Below are 20,543 nucleotides of genomic sequence, written 5' to 3' on the forward strand. Positions count from 1 at the left end.
TGCTTCACGGAAGCACAGATAAGCCGTCTCATCAATTCTGGCAAGAGAGACTGACATTCTTTTGTGTCAGCCCATTGCTTCAAATGTGTTGATGTGATGAATTCCATAGATTACCTATATTGAGACTAGATATTGATGAACAAATATACAACTTCTTTTTGACCCAATACACAAAACATTGAAAAGATGTCGCAAATTTTTCTCAACATACTCGACAAAAGAGATTGGAACAACAGCGTTGACCAAATTCAAAAACTCACCGAAAGCCCCATAAAATCAACTAGGGAATATCCGTTTACGCTTTCATGGTCTCACTATTTGATATTAATGCGCATTGAATCTGATGAAGAACGCAGATTTTACGAAATTGAGTCTCAGAAACAAAATTGGAGTGTACGTCAATTGCAGCGGCAATATAATTCAAGCCTGTATGAGCGTTTGGCTCTCAGCAAAGACAAAGATTCAGTCTTGCGTTTAGCACAAGAGGGGCAAACGATCAATAAACCAGATGACATCATAAAGAATCCTTTAACGCTTTTTAGTAATCATTGTTCTATAATATATACAAAGAACTATGGACAATTTGTAATGTTCTAAATTATATCGAACTCACGTTAGTTTAGATGCGGGAGATTCAAAAACGCTGCAAATTCGAGGGGCGAAAGTGACTGGTTTATGTGCAATTACGATTTTCCCGGAGTCAAGAATATAAAACGAATGGATAAAAAATATTACTACGGTATACTTCTTGCATTTTTAAACTTCATCTACCCTCCCATCATTTTTCCCATCATGAAAAGACTTGTTATTTATAATCTTTTGGCAACATTCCGAACTTCTCTTTAAAACATTTTGCAAAATGGGAAGAAGAAGCAAAGCCTAACCGTTCTGCTGCCTCAGCTATGCGAACACCATTTGCAATTAATTCAGCTGCTTTGTTTAAGCGGAAGTTCTTCACATAGTTATTAGGAGGCATACCAAACAAACCTTTCATCTTCCGGTAAAGATTAGAATGACTCATATTCATTTGATCTGCCAATATATCAATTGAATAATTTTCATTAATAACCTGCTCCGATAAAATTGCATTGATCTTGTCTATAAATTCTACATCTTTTTGAGAAATAGCAAAATCCGAAAGTGAAGAAGATGAACCAATTGTGATGTCCGTCATCTGTTTATGAAACGCCAATCGCAGTTTTAATAAATTCTCGATCTGTTTATAGAGCTGCTTAACAGAAAACGGTTTCTCAAGATATACATCAGCACCACTTTCAAGTCCTTCCACTTTAGATTCCAATGTCGTTTTTGCAGTCAGCAAAATAACAGGAATATGAGAATAAGCCATATCGGATTTTACATGATTACAAAGTTCAAGTCCATCCATTTCAGGCATCATAACATCACTGACAATAACATCCACACTCTGGCGTGTGAGTATTTCCAATGCTTCTTTTCCATTACCGGCACGTATCACCCTAAACCAAGTACTTAAAGCTTCCCGAGTTAGATTTAACAATTCAAGATTATCCTCCACCAATAAAACAGTGAATCTCCTATTAGCAAATTCAGAAACAGAAGTCACCTCTTCTCCAACATCTACAGCATCCGTTTCAGTCAATTCATCAGATACATCTTCTGTTTCTACAGTTCCCAATGGTAAAGATAATACAAATGAAGCACCGCCCTCGGAACTATTTTCCAGAAACAAACTTCCATGATGGGCTTCTGCCAAAGACCTTGCAAATGCCAAACCAATCCCAGTACCCTTAGATGATGCCACAGGATCATCAGGCAATTGATAAAAAGCTTGAAATATTTTATCGCGTTGGTCCTCCGGAATACCGGGACCATCATCAGTGACCTCTATCCTCACCTCGTCATCTACTGATAATACCTTCAATTCAATTCTGGATTTCGCATATTTCATCGCATTCCCTATCAAATTTACCAGAATCTTACTCATCTTTTCCGAATCAATCATCATGTTAATCTCTTCATGAGGCAAACAAAGATGTAATGTCAGTCCTCTCAACTCCGCAGAACCGCAGAATTGATTAAAAATATCACTGACCAATGCATTAACATTGCATTTCTTCAAATTCAACTGCAAAGCACTACTTTCCAACTTCTGAAAATCAAGTAACTGATTGATGATTCCCAATAGATAATCTACATTCTTTTCTATTACAGAAATATACTTATTCTCTTTCCCTTTGATTTCCTCTTCTCTCAATTTCTCCAACGGCAAACGAATCAAACTTAGCGGAGTTCGTATTTCATGTACCAAATTAATAAAGAAATTGATTTTCGATTTATACATTTCTTTTTCTTTGGTAGTCTGATACTCCTCCATCCGACGTTTATACTTACGCCTGACATACAAATTCCAACGCCAACCAAGAAATACGATAGCAGCAAGTAACAACAATGCATATACCACATAAGCAATAGTAGTCCGCCACCAGGGAGGAGTAACCACAATCCATAAAGAAATTGCCTTTTCAGTCCAATAATGGTCATTATTTGAACCACGAACCAAAAACTCATATTCTCCCGGAGGAAGGTTGGTATAGGAAGCTGTATTATTAGAAGAGTTGTTAATCCATTCCTTATCTACTCCGTTCAAGATATACGCATAACGATTTCTAAGAGGATCTTCATAGCTAAGTATCGCAAAACGAATTGTAAAACTGTTATTCTCATAAGGTAATTTTATTTTATCAACAGTATAAAAAGGCTTATCCAACCGGAGCAACCGCCTCACTTCCCGCTCATTATTCAAATTAGGGAAACTGATATTTATAACATAAACAGGAGGAAGATAGGTGTTATCTGTAAATTCTTTCGGTTCAAAAACATTAAATCCGTTCACTCCTCCAAAATACATCTTTCCAGTCGATGAAGCTAATGAAGATTGCGCTGTGAACTGATTCCCCTGCAAACCGTCATTTATAGTAAAAAGACAGTTCTTATTCTTATCTGCAGGATTAAACTGATATAACCCGGAATTACAGGAAATCCAAAAGTTGCCGGCCAGATCCTGCTCTATCGAATAAATAACCTTATCCGGTAACCATATATTTTCCGGATCAAAATCAACAAAAGTTTCTGTTTCTTTGGAAAAAGAGCATAATCCTCCACCATTGGTCCCAAACCACATCGTACCTTTCCTATCTTCAAATAATGTTATCACGGAGTTACTCGTAATAGTAGTCAGGTCCTCCCGGATATGTTCAAAATGTTTCCACTCTTCACCAACTGTATTATAACAGAAAACGCCGCGATTTGAAGTCGCAATCCAAAGATTATTGTACATATCCTCATAGATGTCAGTTACAGAAGCCATAGCACCGACATTTATCACAGTTATAAAATTATCCGATTGTGGATTATAACGACATAATCCCCAGCTTGTTCCGACAAAGATTTCTCCTTTACGATCTTTAAAAAGGCTTAATACATCATTACTGCAAAGTGTATTCGGAATATCACGGGAATAAGTATAACTTTTAATATTCCCTGTCTTCAGATTTAACACATGCAATCCTTCAGCATAAGTTCCTACCCAAAGATTATCGCCCTCCAACAACAAACTACGTATATCGTATTTTATATTTGATTTCTTCAAAAAATACTCATGAAAAGAATGAGTTTGTGAATTGAAAAACCACAATCCATTCCGGGTTCCCACCCAAACATTCTTCTCCCGATCTTCACAGAAAGGTCCTATCTCCTTATCTGCTTTTTCCATCCCCGTCAAAGACAGAGAATAAGTAGAAAAACGCTTCGACTGTTTAGACATGTAATTTATTCCACCGGAATTAGTCATTACCCAAAGTGTACCTTCATTATCCCGCATCATCGCGTGTACAGTCGGATCGCTCAAAGCCCATAAACCAAACGGAGAGTCTCCCCTACGAAATGTCTTACGCTCACGGTCAAATAAATAAATGCCATTGTCTGTACCAACCAGCATTTCTTTCCCGTTATAGTCCATCAGACAAAGAATAGAACTGAAACTCTCTGCAGACGTATTATATATTTTTAATTCCTGACTTCCTTCCTGATAGCACCCTAACGAATTCGTCCCCACACCGCACCAAATTTCATGATCAATACTATGGAGACAGTTAATCCTCTGATTGCCAATATTCAATTCGAATGAAACCGGATAACTTTGCAGAAAAGTTCCTTGTTCATCAAAGCACAATAATCCCTCCTGCATAGAAGAGACATAGACAAGAGAATCCGTACCTTGGCAAATATCCCAGGCAAAAAAAGTCCGGATACTATTTTGAGTCAGAACGTCTTTTACCGGATCATAAATAAAGATGCCTTGTCCCAAAGTAGCTATCCAAATCAAACCATTTTTAGTTTTTACGATTTTCTTGACTTCGCAACTAATGAATACTCCATATTTAGTTGTCTTATCAAAATACAAGAAATGATCGTCAGAGCGATCATAAATGTATAGCCCGGAACTTGTTCCTATCCAAAGGTCTTCACCCTCTTCCATCAAAGAACCGACAAAGTTGTTCCCTAAAGAATATTTGTCATTTAGAACATTCCGATAAATTTTATTTCCGCTACCATAATAGCAGTTCAACCCATTACTCGTACCTATCCATAAAAAGCCATAACTATCTTGAATTGCACACCAAGTTGTGTTATGAGACAATCCGTTTTCTACTTGATATTTCTTAAAAGAAAACTCTGCAGATGCCATTAATGGCTCAATACAAAAAATAATAAGACTGATAAATGCTATTATTGCTTTTTTCATATTATATACCCATGTCGATTCAGCGAGTCAAATATAGCTATTTTAGTAACCCAAGCCAAATCTCAAAATTATTTTCACTTGGAGAATAGATAAAAACAACACAGATAACGTCTATTGATCTCATCGACGTTATCTGTGTGCCAAACAATACATTTACCTCATTGTCTTCAGACAATTAATCGTGTAATCCCTTTTTTCTCAAATAATCCAGCATGAACCCCGGACGATCAGTCTGGAGAATCCGTGCCCCCAGCTCTTCAATCAGATATCCATAGTTTCCATCCGGATCTTTTAAAGCCTGATCGTCTTCATGCCCTCCCGCAAGAGAAGCCCACAACGTATTGTACCAAATCCGACTCTTTCCCAGAATAATCGATTTCACTTTTCGAGGCAAAGGACTGGAAGAATCCGAATAAACCAATTCGAAGGCAGCAGGATGCAGCTGTGTCATATAGTCCCTGACCTTCTTTTCGCCATCCTTTCCGTCAAGTCCTATCACCGGTATGTAAATCACTTTATCCAGATAATCTCCAAACTCACTTTTGACAGTTTCCACCGGCTGGCCTCCTTTCATTATCACCAAACTGGCAGTTCCGGTTTTCTCGAGCACAGCGTATACCTCGTCAAACACAGAATACGCCTTATCCAAGTTAAACATAATCTGACCTTTGCCTGCCAACAATGCCTCTTCCAATGTTGGAACAATATGTTCTGTCAGATTTCCATCCTTATCTTTCAGTTTCAACTTCTTGATTTCTGCCAATGTATAATCCTTAATCAATCCTTTACCATTGGTTGTCCGGTCTACACGGTCATCGTGCATCAATATTAATTGTCCGTCTTTAGTCTTGTGAATATCAATCTCCACAATATCCACTCCCATTTGTATGGCACTATCAATTGCCGCTACGGAATTTTCCGGTGCACTCCGCCAGTTCCCCCGGTGTGCCACGACTAACACCTGATCGGACTTCGGATCTAAAAATGCCTTACGGATCATTTCTCCCCGTTGCGCAAACAATATAAGAGGTTGCAAACAACAGAATATCCCTAACCATATCAGTTTGTAGTTTTTCATTGTCATTCGTTTAAATAAATTGTATCATTATTCTTGATAAGCTCCCGGCCACATCGCATTTTTATCACGCGGATTCCCCAACTGGTCAGTGGAAAAAGCATCCATCTCATCCAACCATTTTCCAAACTCCTCACCTAAATTCTGGAAAGGACAACTATCCGGTTTAAAGCCGGTTGTGATCGCATTCTTAACAGCGTCGGCAGCAGTCCGGGTAAACTCATTCACATTCCCGTCCCAAGTATAGACAGAACGATTGGCATCCCATACGACATTTAAAGAGCTAATCGTACTGTTATACTTATCAAACTCTGATGTTGTAAACTTGTTGGTTGATGCAGGCATGATCGTACCGCCCATCAGATTATACCCTTTGGATGTCAAATGGCGAGTATCATCACCGGACATTTCAACAACCGGATTAGCTGCATTTTTATTCAGGATGATATTATTCATCAAGAATGATTGCCGGGCCGGCCAGGATTCACAACGAATAACAGCCCCGCTATTTTGAGCACCATCCTCGATAATGGTAGAGTTTACAATCAACATACTCCCCGCGCCGTTAATGGTTCCATCTCTACCACTATTATTGGTAACAGTTGTATTATTCATACATAAATGACCGTTTGACATTTGAATAGCATAACCGAACTGTCCGCCTTCATTGCCTGTAATGGAGCAATTATTCATAAAAAGAATACTCCCACTGTCATTGACACGAATTGCGCCTCCACGCGAAGATGCCTTGTTGTTTCTCAACTGCACATGATTTAGTTTGGCTGTCCCCTTATACATGAATATACCGGAACCACCAGCCTCACCTGAACCATTTACTCCCGCATTATAGCACTTTTCAATGATACAATGATTCAACTGTAATGTTGCATTGCCACTGCTACCATTCGCAATCAGGAATCCACCACTATAGCCATTTATTTTCTCATTGGGATGATAACCGCAAGAGAACGTACAACCTTCAAATGTAATATCTATCTGGTTTCCTAATGTAAACAAGGAATAATCACCCGCATCCGCAATGCCGTTATTATTTGCATCTCCTGTGAAAGTAGTCAGATACCGGACAGGATCACGCTTGCTTAAATCCTTCCGGGTACTTTGAGGATCATATCCACACACAACCTTTATTTCGACTTGTTTACTATATCCGCTATACTCTATTTTCAGACCGGCTTCCTGATCTGCTATCAAATAGGTACCGCCTGCCACATAGATATTCTTACCATCCAATTTCTTAGCATTCGCAGTCGTGATCGCACTGTTAGTGTTAGTTCTCAATAGATTGCGTAACCCGTCTACTCCCATTGCATTATCCCAATCCATACCGGTAGCATTCCCTGTAGCATGCTCTTTCACATAATAAGCGTCCAATTGCAATTCCGTTGCATCTCCCCCATTGATTGTACCAGTCTCCCATGGAGTGACAATCGGTTCACTCAATCTAATGACCGAACCTTCTACTTTCAAAGTAAATTCATAACAAAATCCGGCCTTTATTGCAGGAATGCCCGGCAATACCAGATCTTCCCCCTTGTAATTTAAAGAAACGAAAGTACTATTAGGATTTGCAGTTCCCGGAGCTACGATCGCCGTATATTTACATCCGCTTTGTCCGGCTTTCCCTCCTTCAGGAATGGTGACATACGGTGAAACAAGTGCAGTTCCCGATGAAACATTTCCGTCCGTATATCCCTGATAGGAACCGATTTTAACTCCTAGAGCTTTACTTTGTGAGTCTATATCGTCCAATGTCATGATAACTTTCGCCATTCTCCGGTTCATATTCAGATGAAGGACACCTGATCCCTCATTTATAGCATCTTCTACTGTGCAAGTCATGTAGTCTGCGCTCGCCAGATTTTCCAAACTCTGCTGATTAATAGGAAGAGAGAAGTTGGCTACGCTTGTTCCTTCAGTCACCGGATAAAAGGCAGAATAAGTAACAGGTTCATTTCCCCACCTAAGATAATAGTTATCCGTAGGAGCCCATTGCCCTCCAGACAACATATAAGTCACACTACCATCTTCGCAACTCAACAGAATCTGGTCTCCATTATTAAATTGCATTTGCTGTTCATTTGTTCCTGTAGGATTACTACGGGTATATGCAGCATCAATAACAGCATTGATCTTGATTGCACCGGAGTCTTCATTGAACACGGCTATCTCTTTATCCGTATCACAAGCTGCCATACCCGTTAATATACATGCAGCCAATATATGTTTAGTAATTTTCATAACTCATCTCCTCCTTTTTATTTCTGATCGATAATCTGACCGGTTGCCCGATATTTCATTTGCATGGTAGCCAACCGTGCCGTTTCATTTACATTCAGTGTCAGCGTATGCTCTACTCCCTTTTGCAACTCAATGGGCTCTTCGGCAGTCCATATATACAATTTTCCGTCATAACTGAAATTGACAGAAAAGCCTTCTATTATTGTTTGCGGGAGAAGAATGCATTCATACCCATCCGTACCCTTATAGGGGGCGATAGTTGTAGCTACAGCATCTTCCCGTGGAATGACTACCGGTTCCGGCACTGACAAATCACAAATACCACCCGCTATTGTACCATTTACAGCCATATCGCCCAGTTTACTGATCGCCGCATCTTCCATACCATTATTTACCGTCACTTTTATAATCAGCTTGCTCATGGCATGATCCAAAGTAACTTTCAATCTACCATCTGCGGTGAGATCCTGTTTCGGATCAACTATTGATTTAGTCAACAGGAAATCAGAAGCAATCACATTTTCTTCAGTAGTTTGGTTGCTTTGTATGTTGATAGCTAACGGAGTGTCTAAACTAGCTTCCGAAATGTAAGGAGCATACGCCACTACTGTTACCGGAGTTCTTGCATTATCCCAAAGCATTTGTTGCCCGTCCGCCGTATTCCAGTCATTATTAGATTTTACCATTTGCGAATTATAATCATAAGCAATGTTTTCACTGTTATGAATGATCAGTCCAAAACTCTCCAGATTACTTGCATCATATCCGGCACGCGACACAGGCGCATTCACTTCTGTCACAATACGGATTATATGATCTTCGGGAAAGTTGCCGGTCGGCTGCGTCCCGTCTTCAATGTTTGAACAGCCTGTCAGACTAATGACCAAAGCGGTCATTATATAAAATTTGTTTTTCATATCACAATTACTTTTTAAAGATTCAGTTGGACAATACAGCATCATAAGCTCCCATTTGCATCTTATCAGGATTGCGTGTCACGCCACGCTGATCCAATCCGAAAGCATCTTCACCCATCCATTCCACGAATACCTCACCTAAATTAACCATAGGAGAAGCAGCAGGATTGAAACTTTTCACAGCATTGATTACAGCTTGTTTGGTAGCATAACCACCCACCTGTCCGATCTGGTCAATATTCCACTTATAAACACCCTCTTCCGTCAGGTTGCCATTCACAAGGGTAGGATAAGCAGTATCAGAAACGTCCATTGTGAAATTATTAACTCGCTGATACAAGTTATATCCCATGGAGTAAGCTTCTTTATTCGCTCCATTCAAAATGAAGCTTGGAGCGGTAGAATTCTCGGAAATCAACAGGTTATTAATAAACTTAGTATCACCATCAATAGAGGTTTCACATCGAAAGGCGCCATACTCCTGAGCAATATCATGCCCTACAATCGTACTATTAGCGAGCATGAAACTACCTCCCCCGTTTAAAGCAGCACCTTTTCCCGGATTTCCGACAATGGTTGTGTTATTCATACAAATATGTCCCGATGATATCTGAATACCGACCCCAAAAAGTTCTCTTACTGAATTGCCAGTTATCAGGCAATTATTCATAAACACAACAGCCTTATTGCTGTTACACCGTATTGCTCCGCCACGGCTATCCGCCGCATTATCCAGAAACTTCACATTGTTCAGTTTCGAGCTCCCGGAAGCAATAAGAATAGCTGTACCTCCCGCTACTCCTCCTTGCCCGTTGACAGCTTCCGTTTTACAATCCCTGATAATACAATCCGTTAATTCGACAGAGGTGCTATTGACGTTACCATTGATATAAATTCCGCTACCACACTCGTTAGACTTGGCATCATTATTAGAAAGGTACCCATATTGAAAAGTAACTCCTTCAATCCCAATAATCCCTCCTTTCACCAACAATAGTCCGCAATCACCGGAATCAGCCTGATTATTACCGTTTACATCTCCGCTGATCACTGTCTTATACGTATCAATACGACGATTAGTCAGATCTGTCCCTTCGCTCAACAAACTATATCCTCCTTTGATCGCTTTAATGTCTTTGCGGATAATCACCCCGAGTCCTCCGGTCTCGGACATCACATATTTTCCCTGGCTCATGTAAATAGTACTCTTGGACAGATCGATAGATCCACTCAATAATTTGCGAAAACCAGCTACATCCATTGCCTGATCCCATGAAGTACCATCCATGTCCCCTTCACCGAATTGAGTTACAAAATAACTTTCCAGTCCTTTTTGCAAGACAACTTCTTCATCCAGATCATCATCATAATCAGTAATCATCGGAGGATCAACCATCTCATAATCTTCCTGACACGCCTGGCTCACTAAAATAGTGAAGGCCAAAAGCCCAATCTTTGATATTGTGAGCAACTTATTTTTCATTTTTCTTCATTTTAAACTTGTACACTAAATTGAAATAATTACAGTTCACCGCTTAACGGGCAATATCCGGATAACCGGGATTCTGTTTCAGATATTCATTCTGCTCCAATTGGGTCTGTGAAAACGGGAACAATTCATAATGAGTATCTGCATCCCGTTTCTTGTCCCACCATGCATCCTGAAATCTTCCGAAGCGGATCAAATCCGTACGACGACGGCTCTCCGCAAGAAATTCCCGCCCCCATTCATCAAGCATTTCTTTTAGATCAAGTACCACGTTACCTTCCGGCTGATAAGCGATATCTGCAGTAAAGTTTTCATAGTTGCGTTTACGCACGCTGTTCAACAGCTTGCCGGCCTCGCCTGCCTGTCCGAGACGAAGAAGGCATTCCGCCTGCGAATAAATAATCTCCGCCAAACGGATTTCCGTATAATCCGACTCTATAAAATATCCTCCATCAAACGGATAGAAAGGATACTTCACACAGTAAAGCCCCGAGTTGAAATCTCCGTTTCCCAGTTTAGACTCCTGATAATTCGGGTTGGCAATATAACCGGATTCTGCGTTACCTTCAAAACGTCCCACTTGATCAAGTAGGTAAAGGACATATTGATTATCCGGATTCTTGGCATATCCCCCACTAATACTGGAATTAGCTATTTTCCCTTCCATGAAGAACATACCTTCCCGTGTATTATTACTCGTATTTACATATTGTTTATAACGTTTATCGCCCGCATACTTGGCGAATTTCTGCGTAACCATGCCCAATTCATAATCAAACAATGCACGTGGTTGCTGGTTATTATAACTTGGCGAAAGTGCATATTTGGGATTTCGGCTGCCATCTCCTTCAATTTTCAGGTATTTCTCACAACCATAAGGAAGGGCCCGCCCGTAAACTGTTCTCTTATCATTTTTCAGATGCCAGCTAGTCAATCCATAAGAACCGGGAAAACCGAGGATTACTTCATTACACATTTCATTATTCCAGTCAAAAGGTTCGTACCAGTTATCAGCGATTGCATAATAGCCGAATTCTCCTCCGGTAATACGCTCACACATATCAATACATTCCTGCCATTTAGGCTGTCCAATCCACTTTTCCGCATTTAAATAAAGACGTACCAGCAATGCAGCAGCCCCCGCTTTAGTAAATTGTCCTTGTTGACCGCCATTACCAGATTGTCCGATTTTGGAAGGTAAAGCTACCAGACAGACATCTCTCAACTCACTTTCGATAAAATCAAACATAACCTGTGGAGATACCTGCTTCCGGTTTTCCGGCTGTTCATTGACCGCTTGGTCAGAAGTCGTAGTTAAGATACAATTACGGTAACTATTAAGCAGGCGAAGATAACAGTAAGCTCTCATACAACGTAGTTGCGCTTTAAAACTATCAAACTCACTGTCACTTAAATTAAATTTAGAAGGATTCAATTGAGACAAATCATCCAACACCAGATTGCATTGACCGATACCGCCATACATGCCTTCCCACTCGTTTGTCCAGTCTTCCTGATTAATGTCATCGTATTGATGATAATGATATTTTTCCCATTTACCGCCATCATACCACCAAGTTCCCCGAGTAGGCGTTATCAACTGATCCCCTGTCAGTTCTTCGTGTTCATGACGTCTGACAATGGATTCATAGATATGCTCAAACGGACGAAAAACGGCGTTGATAACATCCTGTTTGGTATTATAATAGTTTTGAGACATGACCTGATCATACACCGTTTCCGACAGATCTGTACAGGATGGCAAACTAATGACTGTACCTGCCATTATCCCTAATCCAATGATATATTTTGTTATTTTCATAATCGTCTTTTATTAGAAACTTACTTGTAATCCTAAAATAAACTGAAAAGCAGACGGATAATAGTTATATCCTCCTCCGAAAGTACCCGGTGTCAGTCCGTTCACTTCGTAGGTAGAAGGATCTACACCGGTAAACTTCGTAAACGTATAAAGATTGTTGGCCGTACCGAACAAACGTATCTTTTCAATATATTTCTTATTCAGGTTCATGGTATATCCTAAAGTGACGTTGTCTATCTTCAGATAATCACCCGGTTCAATGAAGTAGTCGGTAATCACATTCTTACCTGTCGTGATATGTGCATTCTTCGAATAAGCGGTCGTCAACTGGTTGGTAGTCATGCTCTGCAATCCGAAATAGAAATCATGCACGTTGAATATGTCAAACCCGGCAGCACCACGGAGGGCAACAGACAAATCAAAGTTCTTATAAGTGAAGTTATGCGTCATAGAGCCGGTGAATTTCGGCAAACCGTTTCCGGTCACAGACTTATCCTCTTCCGTACCTTGGGCTACAGGAATCACATTCCCCTTTTTATCATAAATCAGCCAGTCACCTTTTTTATCCACTCCTGCATAACGATATGTAAAGTAGTTACCAATACGTTCCCCCTCTTCAATCCGCTGCAAATATCCCGGATTATTCGGATTCGCCATGCTACAGGTAGAGTAATATTTTTGTCCTTTATATATATCGTTGGAAAAACTGACAAACTTATTGTTATTAGTAGCCCCCACTAATGTGAAACTATAAGTGAAATCCTTTGTCCGGACAGCATTTACTGTAACATCAAGTTCGAAACCGGTATTACGCAATGTACCTACATTGGTATAGATGGTGGAGAACAAGTTAGGTGGTACCGGTACAGAATAATCTCCGAGCAAATCACTTTGTTTACGATGGAAATAGTTAAATGAACCGGTCACTTTGTGTGAGAAGAGTGAGAAGTCCAAACCCACATTCTGATTATGTCCTTTCTCCCAGCGCAATTCCGAGTTCGTATTTTTGCTCGGTCCCCATACATGAAAACGGTTACCATTGTATTGATACCAACCGAAAGCCCGGTAAGTAGCCAGAGAATTATAATTTCCTATTTCCTGATTACCTGTCACCCCATAGTCATAACGTACTTTCAAGTCATCAATCCATGAAAGTCCTTTCATAAACTTCTCATCCGAGATACGCCAACCGACAGATACAGCCGGGAAATTGCCCCATTTATGATTCTCGCCAAAGCGGGAAGACCCTTCGTGGCGTAAAGAAAAAGTAAACAGGTAGCGCTCTTTCCAATCATAATTAACACGTCCGAAGAAGCTGATTAACTTATGGTCATTCTTATAGGAGCCCATCATTGTTTTTCCATCTTTTGCCGCTTCCAGCCCGGAACCCAGATTATTATACGTCAATCCATCCGAAGAGAAATTCCAGTTTTCAGCAGACATTCCGGAATTTACACCATAATTATAGCTATACCCCACCATTGCACGGATCTGATGATTCTTGATACGTGTAGAGAAATTTGTTACCCATTCCAGATTGTTAGTCGTACTTTTGTCGAAGTCACGGCTGGCTTTTCCGGTGACACCATCATTTACGTTAGAACCATAAGTAGACGGTGTAAACCATCCGTTAAATTTATCAACTTGATATTGAGAAATAGTGACCTGCGACTTCAATACCATGTCCGGATTCTTCGGATTAAACAGAGGCAGCAGATTAACGGCAGCCGTAGCATTCCATTCCAGCAACTTAATTTCCGTACCATTCTCTTCTTCATTCAATTGCTCTACGATATTAGAACCTTCCGTTCCACTGGGAAAACGATAGTACCCATTAGCCGATTCCGAATCATAAATAGGCATTGTCGGATTGTTTTTAATAGCATTGCTATATACATTGGCTGATTTGTTCCGGTCGATAACACGAGGAGTTATATTAGCAGAAAACGTGAATAGCCCGTCTTTGGTTGTATGGTTAATATTGGCACGTGCTCCATATTCACGACGGTCGGAACGCAAATCAATACCACGGGCATTACGATAGTCGGCGGTCACCCGATAGTTGGTTCTCGCATTACCGCCGGAAAATGTCAATGTATGCATGTGAGTCACCCCCAATTGAGTAACGGCATCAAACCAGTCTGAATCAGCTCCCATATCGGAAAGCGGATTAGACACTGTGCGATAAGCACGGTATTCTTCCGCATTCATGATGTCGAGTTCTTTTTTAGCTTTATTAAAAGTAACGGAAGTACTATAGGTTGTATGAACCTGTCCATCTTTGGTCCCTTTCTTTAGATTAATCAGGATAACCCCGTTACTACCCCGCGTACCATAGATCGCAGAAGCAGCACCGTCTTTCAATACATCAATCGATTCAATATCGGCAGGGTTAATATTCGTCATATCACCTCCCGGCACTCCGTCTACCACAATTAACGGTCCTAAACCTGCATTACGGGAAGAGACACCACGAATCTGAATACTTCCTTGATTGTTCGGATCGGCCAGAGCTGTGTTAGAAACCGAAACGCTGGAAACTTTCCCCTGCAAAAGCATGGAGGCATCGAGGCTGGATATCTGATTCAGATCTTTCGCACCTATATGCGAAATAGCCGAAGTCATTTCTTTCCGTTTCATCGTACCGTAACCCACCACTACCACTTCATTCAAAGCGGTCGATTCTTCTTTCAATACGATCTTCAATAACTGGCCGTTTTTAACAGCCACTTCTTGTGTTTCATAACCGATATAAGACACTTTCAGGTGTCCATTCTTAGGTACGTTCACCAGAAATTTACCGTCTATATCTGTAATAGTACCCTGCTTCGATTCTACGACTACTACGGAAGCGCCAATAACTGGTTCGCCCTTTTCGTCCGTCACCGTACCTGACACCTTACTTTCCTGCTGAACTTCCAAAGAAGCTCCCTTTACCTGTATACCGGAAAACAGTATCAGCAGTATACCTAACAGACAGGTACACGTTTTGAAATGAATATTCTTCATAAATAAATGATTTTATGTTAGATGATAAAGTTAACGCAATCCTCTTGCTTGTAAAGCGGAGATTAATACTTCCGGTGCATCTGTCTGTATCATACGTACTTCAGGATAAATCTGAAGAAGCTCATCCAGATAAGTCGTATTTATATCATATTCAGGTATCAATCCGGATAATACATGAAGCATATTGACTGTAGGAATCATTCCCTCACTGACGGCAGTTCCTATAGGAGTACTTTGCCCGTCGGGAGCATAAGAATATTGCACGAAGTAATTGCCCGGAAGCCCAACCAGAGGTTTGTAAGCGCTTTGTGCCCATGTGTACACGTGTGCCTTTTTAGAAATAGACAACACTTCTTCTGCTTTCTGGCTACTGTTACAATAGAAAAAGACTTGTTCCATCATATCCAGTTCCTTGACAACATTCATCACTTCTTGGGTAGAGGCTGTACGTGGAGAATAATCCAGATTGAAATATATTTTTCCACGCCCTGCTTTCAGAAACTCTTCCAATGTGGGCATCTTCTCATCGGTCACCCTTCCATTCCGGTCCAACAGATTATATTGCTGAATTTCAGCATAAGTCATTTTCGTAATATCCCCTGTGCCGTTAGTCGTAGCATTGATTGTCTGGTCATGGCACACCATAACTACTCCATCGCTTGTGAGATGAGTGTCACATTCAATCACATCCGCTCCTGCATTGATGGCAGCTTCTACAGCAGATACCGAATTTTCGGGAATAGTCTTGTCTGTTGTATGAGAGCGATGCGTCATAGCCCATACCATTTTGTTATCTGCATCCCTGAATTGCTTCATGGCTTCTGTCAGCGCCAATAGGTCGTAAATACGGATCCTTTTCTGTACTACGCGCTCACCCGCTGTCACTAACATCGTGTAGTCACCACTTTGTGTATAAGCATGAGTGATAGGCGTAGCAGCTTTCCCTTCCTTGACCGTTCCGTCACCAAAGTCGACAGTAATGTCAGTATTACTATCGATATTGTTAAACACCACTTCCACTACCTCTTTCAGCATAGCACGGGTGCTCGTTTGCAGATAAGGATTCTTTTTTACGGGATCATCATCTGAACATGCCATAAAACTAATTCCGCATAAAACAATTAAACTGTATGCATATTTTATAGCCAGTAATTTTAAAATTCTTCTCTTTATAAGAAGAAAGGACAATAGATTTTCATTTCTCATTGCGCGTTTTACATTAGTTGATTTATTTAATAGATTACGTTGCAAACATAAGTAATACGCACTAAAAAAAAGGAAAAAAAACATTCAATAAAAGATGAGAATTTTTCTTTTCGTGAAAAAGAAGACCATTTGAATAAGAAAAGAAAGAAACGGGCTCTTTTTGAATAAAACGGGCGTATTGCAAAAAGTACGCCCCCTATTTTCATTTGCGTTCAGGAGTGCCTGACGGTTTGCGAAGCGGGAATCCTTCTTTCTGCGGAATTCCTAAAACAGGGATTCCTTCCTTATCCCACTCTATTTTCTGCATACGCGGCGTCCGGCTATCCAAAACAAGCATATCATACAAACTCTTGCGGGCGTGATAAAGCATATACCATTCCTTACCGTCAGGTGAAGGAATAAAACAGATACTACCGGGTCCATATACATGATTTTCCGGTGCTTGCTTAAACACAGGCTCCGGTGCCTTTTTCCAAGAAGCCGGATTCAGCAGATCGCTGTCAGTATCGGCAGTCAGCAGTCCTACACAGTAGTAAGGAGTCCAATTACCACTTGCCGAATAATAAATCAATAACTTATCTTTCTTCAAAGAATAGAAGAATTGCGGTGCTTCATTGACACGAATCGGATAGGCAGTTTTATTACCATCTATACTGATCCACTGACATTCCCATTCATATTCTGGTTCGGAAATCAAAATACGGTCAGAAGCCAGTGTCCATGGGTTCTCCATTTCGGCAATATAAATACATTGATTTTCCTGATAAACTCTACGTTTCTGCCATCCACACCAGATTAAATAACGCTTTCCTCCATGTTCAAAAGTACTGGCATGAATTGCCCAATTATTATCTTCATCAGTTGATATTCTTCCCTTCATGACAAATTCCCCTTTCATCGGGTCAGCAGACTCATTCTCAAGCACATAAATCTGACGATTATCAATATTTCCATCATCCGCACAACAATAAATATACCATTTATTATTAATGTAATGTATTTCAGGTCCCCAAAGATGAAATGCGTTTGACGAATTTTGAGGTACCCACACATCTTTCTGGGATGCTTCCGCCAACCGGGTTATATCATCTGTTGCCCATAAAGTGATGCGGTCGCTCATACTTTGGGTATAATAATATATTCCGTTATGGAATACCGCCCATGGGTCTCCTCCTCTTGACAAAAGCGGATTCGTATAAACAGGTACGGAATCGAGGTCTACCCGCTCATGTGTTTTTTTATTCTGACCGGATGAGCAACCCACTAAAAGAATAAGGAGAAAATACAATAAAATTCGCATAGTAATACTTATAATATATATAAATAATAGCCTGTTAAATGACCAATTAAGAAATTCAAGACAGATACAACGAAAATGGGAGGGCAATATATAACAAAAGTGTTGAACCTGCAAACAAAGAAAGTGAAAAAACAAATCAAAACAGCCCTTTACAAGCAGCAATATATGAAATAATTATTTTTCCGGCAATTTGGTTGATTCTCGCTATTTATTGGCAAATAATCAACCTTTATTTCATTGATTTTTCATCATTTTTGTGGCATAACTTTAATATTTATAGACATGAATTCCAAAATAGTATTCTTTTTCATGATTATGTGTTGCTGTTCAGTAACCTTATTTGCTCAAACAAATACGGGCAAAAAACAGACAAGTACTAATCCGGTTTTTGACGGTTGGTATGCAGATCCCGAAGGAGTCGTTTTCGGTGATAAATACTGGATTTATCCGACTTATTCAGCTCCTTTCGAACAACAATTGTACATGGATGCCTTTTCTTCCCCAGATTTGGTACACTGGAGAAAACACCCGAAAGTCCTTTCTGTCGAAAATATCAGCTGGTTAAGGAATGCTTTATGGGCACCTGCCGTGATAGAAGCAAATGGGAAATATTATTTCTATTTTGGAGCAAACAACATATATCATGAGAGTGAAGTGGGAGGTATAGGTGTGGCTGTAGCCGATCGTCCGGAAGGTCCTTTCAAGGATGCGCTCGGAAAGCCGCTGATTGGCAAGATCGTGAACGGAGCGCAACCTATTGACCAGTTTGTTTTCAAGGACGATGACGGTCAGTATTATATGTATTACGGCGGTTGGGGACATTGCAATATGGTGAAGATGGGATCTGATCTAATCAGTATCGTACCTTTTGAAGACGGAACAACTTATAAAGAAGTGACTCCGGAAAATTATATAGAAGGACCTTTTATGCTTAAACACAATGGCAAATATTATTTCATGTGGTCAGAAGGCGACTGGACAGGCCCCGATTATTGTGTAGCGTATGCCATTGCGGATTCGCCTTTTGGTCCGTTCAAAAGAGTCGGAAAGATTCTGGAGCAGGACACTAAAATAGCTAATGGTGCCGGACATCATTCCATTATCAAAGGTCCGGGAAAGGATGAATGGTATATTGTCTATCATCGCCGCCCTTTGGGTGAAACCGATGGGAACTACCGCATTACTTGCATTGACCGAATGTATTTTAATAAAAACGGTACTATCAAACCTGTAAAAATGACCTCCGGCGGAATAAAAGCCAGCCCATTGCGCTAACCAGTTATTTATTATAGCGATGAAACTTAAAATAATATCCATGAAAAAGTCCTTATTAGTCTTAGCTTTATTGTTTTCATTGGTATCCTTTGCTCAATCTCCGGTCGATAAATCTTTTCCTCCGGAAGAGTTGTTTGCTCTAGGATCTTACTATTACCCCGAGCAATGGGATTCCTCCCAATGGGAACGTGATTTGAAGAAAATGTCGGAGATGGGGATCAAGTTCACCCATTTTGCGGAGTTTGCCTGGGCCATGATAGAACCGGAAGAAGGAAAGTATGATTTTGAGTGGCTGGATCGTGCCGTCTCTTTAGCAGATAAATATGGTCTGAAGGTAATTATGTGTACTCCTACTCCCACACCTCCCGTCTGGCTGTCAAAAAAGTACCCCGATATATTGATTCAGCGGGATAATGGCATTTCCATTCAGCATGGGAGACGTCAGCATGCTTCCTGGAGTAGCGACCGATACCGTCGTTATGTAGAAAACATTGTTTCCTGTCTGGCAATGCGTTATGGCAATCATCCTGCTGTTATCGGCTGGCAGATTGACAATGAGCCGGGACACTACGGAGTAGTGGATTACAGTGAAAATGCACAAGCCAAATTCCGTGTCTGGTTACAGAAGAAATACGGTACTATTGACAAACTGAATGATACCTGGGGTACCTCTTTCTGGAGTGAAACCTATCAGAACTTCGAGCAGATTCGCCTTCCCAACCAGCAGGAAGTACCTGAAAAGCCCAATCCTCATGCCATGCTCGACCTGAACCGTTTCATGGCGGACGAATTGGCGGGCTTTGTTAATATGCAGGCAGACATCCTCCGGCGGCATATCCACAAAGACCAATGGATCACTACCAACCTGATTCCTGTTTTCAATCCGGTTGATCCGGTACGGATCGATCATACGGACTTCCTGACCTACACCCGCTATCTGGTGACTGGACATAATCAGGGAATAGGTAGCCAAGGTTTCCGGATGGGGATTCCCGAAGATCTCGGATTTTCAAATGACCAGTTTCGTAACCGCGTCGGCAAAACATTCGGAGTGATGGAACTACAGCCCGGTCAAGTAAACTGGGGAGTGTATAACCCTCAACCCTTACCCGGCGCTGTGCGTATGTGGGTGTATCACGTTTTTGCAGGTGGTGGGAAGTTTGTGTGCAATTACCGTTTCCGTCAACCTCTGAAAGGCAGTGAGCAATACCATTACGGCATGATAATGACCGATGGGGTGACTCTTTCTCCGGGCGGTGAAGAATATGTACGTATTACGCAGGAGATGAAAAAGCTTCGTGCCGCCTACGATAAGAAAAGCCGTATGCCCAAACAGCTGGCTTCCCGACGCATTGGACTGCTTTTCGATATGAACAACTATTGGGAAATGGAGTTCCAGCGTCAG

Annotated in this window: 11 protein-coding genes and 1 pseudogene; 3 read left to right on the forward strand and 9 right to left on the reverse strand. The window is 40.8% G+C overall.

The features are described from left to right. Positions 1–186: 186 nt before the first annotated feature. Positions 187–537 (forward strand): annotated as a pseudogene (locus BXY_RS09120) (DUF1016 N-terminal domain-containing protein); the annotation flags it as partial. Positions 538–805: 268 nt separating this feature from the next. On the opposite strand, the gene BXY_RS09125 reads toward BXY_RS09120, so the two are convergent. From BXY_RS09125 to BXY_RS09165, 9 genes are all read right to left on the reverse strand, one after another. Continuing rightward, entirely contained in the window at positions 806–4,786 is a 3,981-nt protein-coding gene (locus tag BXY_RS09125) for a hybrid sensor histidine kinase/response regulator transcription factor (RefSeq protein ID WP_004313437.1), read from the reverse strand. Between the two features lie 175 nt (positions 4,787–4,961). Then, positions 4,962–5,864: a glycerophosphodiester phosphodiesterase family protein gene (locus BXY_RS09130; protein ID WP_008019709.1), complete on the reverse strand. Its 903-nt coding sequence runs from the start codon at positions 5,862–5,864 to the stop codon at positions 4,962–4,964. 27 nt (positions 5,865–5,891) lie between these two features. Continuing rightward, on the reverse strand, positions 5,892–8,120 hold the full coding sequence (locus BXY_RS09135) for a fimbrillin family protein (protein WP_015531731.1): 2,229 nt from the start codon (positions 8,118–8,120) through the stop codon (positions 5,892–5,894). A 17-nt stretch (positions 8,121–8,137) separates the two neighbouring features. After that, positions 8,138–9,037, reverse strand: coding sequence for a fimbrillin family protein (locus tag BXY_RS09140; RefSeq protein ID WP_008642684.1), 900 nt, complete (start codon positions 9,035–9,037; stop codon positions 8,138–8,140). Positions 9,038–9,059: 22 nt separating this feature from the next. Further along, positions 9,060–10,520, reverse strand: a complete 1,461-nt coding sequence (locus BXY_RS09145) for a right-handed parallel beta-helix repeat-containing protein (protein WP_015531733.1) — start codon at positions 10,518–10,520, stop codon at positions 9,060–9,062. A 52-nt stretch (positions 10,521–10,572) separates the two neighbouring features. Next, the gene (locus BXY_RS09150) at positions 10,573–12,348 is read right to left on the reverse strand and encodes a RagB/SusD family nutrient uptake outer membrane protein (protein WP_004316159.1); all 1,776 of its coding nucleotides are present in this window, start codon (positions 12,346–12,348) and stop codon (positions 10,573–10,575) included. Positions 12,349–12,360: 12 nt separating this feature from the next. Beyond that, entirely contained in the window at positions 12,361–15,357 is a 2,997-nt protein-coding gene (locus BXY_RS09155) for a SusC/RagA family TonB-linked outer membrane protein (RefSeq protein WP_004316158.1), read from the reverse strand. Positions 15,358–15,387: 30 nt separating this feature from the next. After that, positions 15,388–16,563: a glycerophosphodiester phosphodiesterase family protein gene (locus BXY_RS09160; protein WP_008642680.1), complete on the reverse strand. Its 1,176-nt coding sequence runs from the start codon at positions 16,561–16,563 to the stop codon at positions 15,388–15,390. Between the two features lie 202 nt (positions 16,564–16,765). Beyond that, a complete protein-coding gene (locus tag BXY_RS09165) occupies positions 16,766–17,863 on the reverse strand; it encodes a glycoside hydrolase family 43 protein (protein WP_004316154.1) in 1,098 nt (365 codons plus the stop codon). 282 nt (positions 17,864–18,145) lie between these two features. Between BXY_RS09165 and BXY_RS09170 the strand changes: the two genes are divergently transcribed. Together BXY_RS09170 and BXY_RS09175 are read left to right on the forward strand one after the other, a co-directional pair. Then, a complete protein-coding gene (locus tag BXY_RS09170) occupies positions 18,146–19,138 on the forward strand; it encodes a glycoside hydrolase family 43 protein (RefSeq protein WP_008642677.1) in 993 nt (330 codons plus the stop codon). Between the two features lie 40 nt (positions 19,139–19,178). Beyond that, on the forward strand, positions 19,179–20,543 hold a 1,365-nt coding region (locus BXY_RS09175), incomplete at its 3' end, for a beta-galactosidase (protein ID WP_208946793.1).

Source organism: Bacteroides xylanisolvens XB1A (assembly GCF_000210075.1).
Lineage (GTDB): Bacteria > Bacteroidota > Bacteroidia > Bacteroidales > Bacteroidaceae > Bacteroides > Bacteroides xylanisolvens.

Coding starts and splice junctions, on each gene's coding strand:
- BXY_RS09165 (WP_004316154.1), bottom strand. CDS start 17,863: ATGCGAATTTTATTGTATTTTCTCCTTATTCTTTTAGTGGGTTGCTCA.
- BXY_RS09170 (WP_008642677.1), top strand. CDS start 18,146: ATGAATTCCAAAATAGTATTCTTTTTCATGATTATGTGTTGCTGTTCA.
- BXY_RS09160 (WP_008642680.1), bottom strand. CDS start 16,563: ATGAGAAATGAAAATCTATTGTCCTTTCTTCTTATAAAGAGAAGAATT.
- BXY_RS09135 (WP_015531731.1), bottom strand. CDS start 8,120: ATGAAAATTACTAAACATATATTGGCTGCATGTATATTAACGGGTATG.
- BXY_RS09125 (WP_004313437.1), bottom strand. CDS start 4,786: ATGAAAAAAGCAATAATAGCATTTATCAGTCTTATTATTTTTTGTATT.
- BXY_RS09155 (WP_004316158.1), bottom strand. CDS start 15,357: ATGAAGAATATTCATTTCAAAACGTGTACCTGTCTGTTAGGTATACTG.
- BXY_RS09150 (WP_004316159.1), bottom strand. CDS start 12,348: ATGAAAATAACAAAATATATCATTGGATTAGGGATAATGGCAGGTACA.
- BXY_RS09140 (WP_008642684.1), bottom strand. CDS start 9,037: ATGAAAAACAAATTTTATATAATGACCGCTTTGGTCATTAGTCTGACA.
- BXY_RS09130 (WP_008019709.1), bottom strand. CDS start 5,864: ATGAAAAACTACAAACTGATATGGTTAGGGATATTCTGTTGTTTGCAA.
- BXY_RS09145 (WP_015531733.1), bottom strand. CDS start 10,520: ATGAAAAATAAGTTGCTCACAATATCAAAGATTGGGCTTTTGGCCTTC.